General features: G+C 46.5%; 5 protein-coding genes, 4 tRNA genes and 1 rRNA gene. 8 read left to right on the plus strand and 2 right to left on the minus strand.

Annotated features, from left to right (window positions below; genetic code table 11):
- From rrf to birA, 3 genes are all read left to right on the plus strand, one after another.
- Nucleotides 1–78 (plus strand): 5S ribosomal RNA (gene rrf, locus AACU55_RS25765); the annotation flags it as partial.
- Nucleotides 79–255: 177 nt separating this feature from the next.
- On the plus strand, nucleotides 256–1,293 hold the full coding sequence (gene murB, locus AACU55_RS14705; RefSeq protein WP_134707150.1) for a UDP-N-acetylmuramate dehydrogenase: 1,038 nt from the start codon (nucleotides 256–258) through the stop codon (nucleotides 1,291–1,293).
- Nucleotides 1,290–2,249: a bifunctional biotin--[acetyl-CoA-carboxylase] ligase/biotin operon repressor BirA gene (birA, locus tag AACU55_RS14710; RefSeq protein WP_013577418.1), complete on the plus strand. Its 960-nt coding sequence runs from the start codon at nucleotides 1,290–1,292 to the stop codon at nucleotides 2,247–2,249. Before murB ends, birA begins: the two co-directional genes overlap by 4 nt.
- A 52-nt stretch (nucleotides 2,250–2,301) precedes the next feature.
- On the opposite strand, the gene coaA is transcribed toward birA, so the two are convergent.
- Both coaA and AACU55_RS14720 read right to left on the minus strand, forming a co-directional pair.
- Complete coding sequence (gene coaA, locus AACU55_RS14715) at nucleotides 2,302–3,252, minus strand: type I pantothenate kinase (RefSeq protein ID WP_013577417.1); 951 nt, start codon at nucleotides 3,250–3,252, stop codon at nucleotides 2,302–2,304.
- Between the two features lie 217 nt (nucleotides 3,253–3,469).
- Nucleotides 3,470–4,006, minus strand: coding sequence for a GNAT family N-acetyltransferase (locus AACU55_RS14720; RefSeq protein ID WP_013577416.1), 537 nt, complete (start codon nucleotides 4,004–4,006; stop codon nucleotides 3,470–3,472).
- Between the two features lie 386 nt (nucleotides 4,007–4,392).
- Here AACU55_RS14720 and AACU55_RS14725 point away from each other — a divergent pair.
- From AACU55_RS14725 to AACU55_RS14745, 5 genes are all read left to right on the plus strand, one after another.
- A tRNA-Thr gene (locus AACU55_RS14725) sits at nucleotides 4,393–4,468 on the plus strand.
- A 19-nt stretch (nucleotides 4,469–4,487) separates the two neighbouring features.
- Nucleotides 4,488–4,572 (plus strand) — tRNA-Tyr (locus AACU55_RS14730).
- A 130-nt stretch (nucleotides 4,573–4,702) separates the two neighbouring features.
- Nucleotides 4,703–4,777 (plus strand) — tRNA-Gly (locus AACU55_RS14735).
- Between the two features lie 7 nt (nucleotides 4,778–4,784).
- Nucleotides 4,785–4,860: transfer RNA gene (locus tag AACU55_RS14740), tRNA-Thr, on the plus strand.
- 108 nt (nucleotides 4,861–4,968) lie between these two features.
- Nucleotides 4,969–5,155 (plus strand): GTP-binding protein (locus AACU55_RS14745; RefSeq protein WP_238483025.1); only part of this gene is annotated, 187 nt, incomplete at its 3' end.

Genomic DNA, 5,155 nt, shown 5'->3' on the forward strand with positions numbered 1-5,155 from the left:
GCCGAACTCAGAAGTGAAACGCCGTAGCGCCGATGGTAGTGTGGGGTCTCCCCATGCGAGAGTAGGGAACTGCCAGGCATCAAATAAGTGGAAAGCCCCGTACGAAAGTGCGGGGCTTTTTGCTATGCGGAATTTAGCTCTGCATGGACTTTGTTTATTGGTCTTGAGGCCCACCCCAACTTATAAAACTCTGCGTATCAGGATATCGGATCGGTTAAACTAAGCACAAATAAGTCACTCATGAGTAATATTGCTATGTCGATTGGCGACACTTCTCTTCAATCCCTGAATACTTTTTCTCTGGCGGCTTATGCTGCTGAAATCACGCATGTCCAGAACACTGAACAACTCATAGCAGCCTGGAAATCAGCGAAGGAAAAGGAGCAGCCTTTTTTACTTTTAGGCGAAGGAAGTAATGTTCTTTTCCTGGAGAATTTTGCAGGGTCAGTAGTGCTGAACCGGATCAAAGGTATTGAGCTGGATGAAAATGCAGAGGAATGGTTGCTGCATGTGGGGGCTGGTGAGAATTGGCATCAATTGGTTTGTTATGCATTAGAGCATGATATTCCAGGTCTGGAGAATCTTGCTTTAATTCCCGGATGCGTAGGTTCTGCTCCTATTCAAAACATAGGTGCATATGGTGTCGAACTGCAGAGTATCTGTGGTTATGTGGATGTTTTGGATTTGCAGAGCGAAAAGGTCATCCGCGTGCAATCCGACGAATGCCAGTTTGGTTATCGCGAGAGTATATTTAAACATTCCTATAAAGAAGGGTATGCCATTATTGCCGTAGGCCTGAAGCTGACAAAACAATGGCAGCCGAAATTGAGTTATGGGGAGCTGACTCGCTTAGATCCTGAGACTGTTAGCCCCCGTCAGATCTTTGATTTAGTTTGCGCGATGCGGCAGAGCAAATTACCTGACCCCGCCATTACCGGCAATGCGGGGAGTTTCTACAAGAACCCTGCTGTTGACGCTTCTGTGGCAGAGAAAATCAGCAACGAATATCCTTCTATGCCGTCTTATCCACAAGCTAATGGGCAAATTAAACTTGCTGCCGGATGGTTGATTGAACAGGCTGGTTTGAAAGGTTTTACCGTTGGCGGCGCAGCAGTTCACGATAAACAGGCGTTAGTACTGATTAATAAAGATCATGCGAGCAGCGCTGATGTACGTGCATTGGCTAAATATGTACGTGATGTTGTTGCAGAGAAATTTGGTATCTGGCTTGAACCAGAGGTTCGTTTTATCGCCGCGAAGGGTGAAGTGGACGCCGTGGGTGCGCTGTCATGAAAGATATTACCGTTCCTCTGCAACTGATCTCCATTTTGGCTGATGGTGAATTTCATTCCGGTGAGCAGTTAGGTACAGTCATTGGCATGAGCCGTGCAGCAATTAATAAACACATCCAGACGGTACGTGACTGGGGCGTTGATATATTTACAGTGCCGGGTAAAGGTTATAGCCTGCCATATCCTATCCAACTGCTCGACGAGGAGAAAATCCTCAAGCTGCTTCCGGCGGGTCAGGTCAGAGTTCTGTCCGTTATTGATTCAACCAATCAGTATCTTTTAGACCGAATTGGTGAATTAAGCTCTGGCGACGCATGTGTTGCGGAATATCAGCAGGCCGGCCGGGGACGTCGCGGGCGAAAATGGTTCTCACCGTTTGGCAGTAATCTTTATCTTTCTATGTACTGGAAGCTGGAACAAGGGCCTGCCGCCGCAATGGGGCTAAGCCTGGTTATCGGGATTGTCATGGCTGAGGTGCTTCAGCGCCTTGGAGCTAAAGATGTACGGGTGAAATGGCCAAATGATCTTTATCTTAATGACCGTAAGCTGGCTGGGATACTGGTTGAACTGACAGGTAAAACCGGCGATGCGGCACAGTTGGTTATCGGCGCGGGCATTAACCTCAAAATGCGTGAACCGGCTTCTGACGCCATCACTCAGGGATGGATAAATTTGCAGGAAGCGGGTGTTAATATTGACCGCAATGAACTCACAGCAATGCTGCTGAAAGAGTTAAGGTCAGCATTATTACATTTCGAACAGGAAGGATTAGCACCTTTTATTCCCCGCTGGCGTGGTTTAGATAATTTCCTTGATCGTCAGGTTAAGTTACTCATCGGTGACCAGGAAATTCATGGTATCGAGCGCGGGATTGATCCGCAGGGTGCTTTGTTGCTTGAACAGGATGCGGTAGTTAAACCCTATATTGGCGGTGAGATTTCACTGCGCGGTATCTGACTAAAATAAAGGAGAGTATCAGGCTCTCCTTTATTCGTTAACGACAGTAAATTTATTTTCTCAGCCGAACACTTTCAACAGCGTGATTAGCACTTTTCGTCAAGATTAGGCTGGCTCTTTCACGGGTTGGGAGAATATTCTCCTTTAAATTCAAGCCGTTAATCTCATTCCATAACTGTGTCGCAATATTCACAGCTTCTTCTTCTGGCAATTTTGCATAATGGTGGAAATAAGAATCTGGGTCTGAGAAGGCGCCTTGACGGAATTTCAAGAAACGATTGATATACCAGCTCTGCAATAAATTTTCAGGTGCGTCAACGTATATAGAGAAATCGACAAAGTCGGAAACAAATACACGATGTGGATCATGAGGATAATCCATGCCACTTTGTAAGACATTAAGCCCTTCAAGGATCAAAATATCTGGCTGCTCAATAACTTTATTGCCATCGGGTATCACATCATAGATCAGATGTGAATAAACTGGCGCGGTAACATGCCGTGCGCCTGACTTAACCTCTGAAACGAAATTCACCAGCTGGTGCATATCGTAAGATTGAGGGAACCCTTTTTTCTTCATGATCCCACGCTCCTGGAGCGTCTTATTGGGATAGAGAAAACCATCTGTGGTGATCAGCTCTACTGAGCGATGCTCTGGCCAACGGCTTAATAATGCCTGGAGGACGCGGGCTGTCGTACTTTTACCTACCGCTACACTCCCAGCAATTCCAATGATATAAGGAATTTTCTGTCCATCTGTACCGAGGAACTGCTCAAGCACGGCTTGTCGGCGCAGGTTGGAACTGATGTAAAAATTGAGAAGGCGTGAAAGTGGCAGATAGATCTGCGCGACTTCCTCGAGGGATAAATCCTCGTTTATGCCTTTCAGGTTCACCACTTCAGCCTCTTTGAGCGTGAGTGGTACTGAATCACGTAAGGCTGCCCACTGCGTACGATCAAACTGCAGATAAGGAGTTGCCAAAGATGGGTCTCTTTTTTTCATAAGTTAAAGTCTGCCTGTTAGCGCAGGTCAGGAAAGGCGATCACGCCAACTCCAGACAGTAAACCAGCAGCATATTATAGACACCTTAATTTTTGAGGGAGATCTTTTTCTTATAACTTATCGATTTCTTTGATTGAGTTTAAAAATTTTTGAGAAACTTATGCAAGTGAGGAAAGTCTGTGAAAGTGCGATGAAATACTCACCGCACTTTCACAGACTAAAAGAGGGGGTGAGAGGCGCAGGTGAAGGGCGGTAGTTGTTTGTAATAGACCACTTCATTTTTTCTGCTGTAACGGGCTGAGTCTTGCCTGAGTGTCGCACAGCGATAACCCTGAGCCCGATAGAAAGCTTCGGCGTCCGAACCTGACTGCATATCTGAAGACAGAACGGAGCAACGCAGGTTCTGTGCGGTATTTTCCAGTGCACGCATTAACAGACGACCGACGCCGCGTCGTCTCGCACGGGCACAGACCAGCAAAGTACTCACTTCGGCCTGATGAGGTAAATCCGGAGAATGGGCCAGATCGAGCTGAACGGTCCCAATGACACCTTGTTCATCTCTGGCGATCCAAAGCAGTCGCTCATTTTGAGTTAGTGCAGGGCGTAAATCATGAAAAGAGTCTTCCGCCTCTCTTTGTCCGGTGACGTGCGGGAACCCCACGCAAGCGCCTGTACTGTTGGCTTCGATGAGAAGTTGTGCCAGTTCATCTCTATAAACAGGCAATGTTGCGGCGTTGAGCATGACAATTTTCATAGCTGCACTCCTTAAAATAACAAAACAGTGCGTACGCAATGAAGAGTGCAAGAACTGCGCCAATATAAATGGCCTTGAAATCAGGTGTAACTGATAAAGAAATGCCTTTTGATGTTCATTTGTGAGGCAAAAGCACATTTTCAGTGCATAAATGAGACGGTTAAGCTCTGCGAAGGATTTATTTCATTAATGAAGTGTAGGAAAGTGGTTCATATCTTGCTCAGACAGGTATGAAGAAGTCGCACTTTTGGATATATTTTCACCCCTTAAACAGCGGAAAAAGGGAAAAAGCTTACTTTTTGAATAAAACATGAGCGATAGTGCAAAACATGCAATTTTTTTGTTGCATACCCCGTAAAGTCTCCATAGAATGCGCAGCACTTGATGCCGGCATAGCTCAGTTGGTAGAGCAACTGACTTGTAATCAGTAGGTCCCGAGTTCGACTCTTGGTGCCGGCACCATTCAAGTGCTTAACAATTAGGTGGGGTTCCCGAGCGGCCAAAGGGAGCAGACTGTAAATCTGCCGTCATCGACTTCGAAGGTTCGAATCCTTCCCCCACCACCATACAAGCCTTAGTAATGAGGCAGCTTGAAGTGAAAGAGTCGCTTCAGGTGAAGGTGAGGAATTAAGTGTCTCACGTCCTTTTCCCCGTCTTCAAGTTCTTCAGAACAATCAGGTAGCCGAGTTCCAGGATGCGGGCATCGTATAATGGCTATTACCTCAGCCTTCCAAGCTGATGATGTGGGTTCGATTCCCACTGCCCGCTCCAAGTATGTGCTGATATAGCTCAGTTGGTAGAGCGCACCCTTGGTAAGGGTGAGGTCGGCAGTTCGAATCTGCCTATCAGCACCACTTCCAAATTCTCCCTCCTGATTTTCTTTCTGTAAACTAATTCGTCAAGCAAATGCTTGGTTGATGTGGTGATACCACCGATTTAACCGTGTCTTAGAGGGACAATCGATGTCTAAAGAAAAATTTGAACGTAACAAACCGCACGTTAACGTTGGTACTATCGGCCATGTTGACCACGGTAAAACTACCCTGACTGCAGCAATCACTACCGTTCTGGCTAAAACCTACGGCGGTTCTGCACGCGCATTCGACCAGATCGATAACGCACCAGAAGAAAAAGCTCGTGGTATCACCA

It is taken from the genome of Rahnella sp. CJA17(1/100), assembly GCF_963881615.1.
In the GTDB taxonomy this organism is placed as follows: Bacteria; Pseudomonadota; Gammaproteobacteria; order Enterobacterales; family Enterobacteriaceae; genus Rahnella; species Rahnella aceris.

What these genes read in the sequence shown, in the direction of transcription:
- coaA (WP_013577417.1), bottom strand. Translation starts at nt 3,252, where the DNA reads ATGAAAAAAAGAGACCCATCTTTGGCAACTCCTTATCTGCAGTTTGAT.
- birA (WP_013577418.1), top strand. Translation starts at nt 1,290, where the DNA reads ATGAAAGATATTACCGTTCCTCTGCAACTGATCTCCATTTTGGCTGAT.
- murB (WP_134707150.1), top strand. Translation starts at nt 256, where the DNA reads ATGTCGATTGGCGACACTTCTCTTCAATCCCTGAATACTTTTTCTCTG.
- AACU55_RS14720 (WP_013577416.1), bottom strand. Translation starts at nt 4,006, where the DNA reads ATGAAAATTGTCATGCTCAACGCCGCAACATTGCCTGTTTATAGAGAT.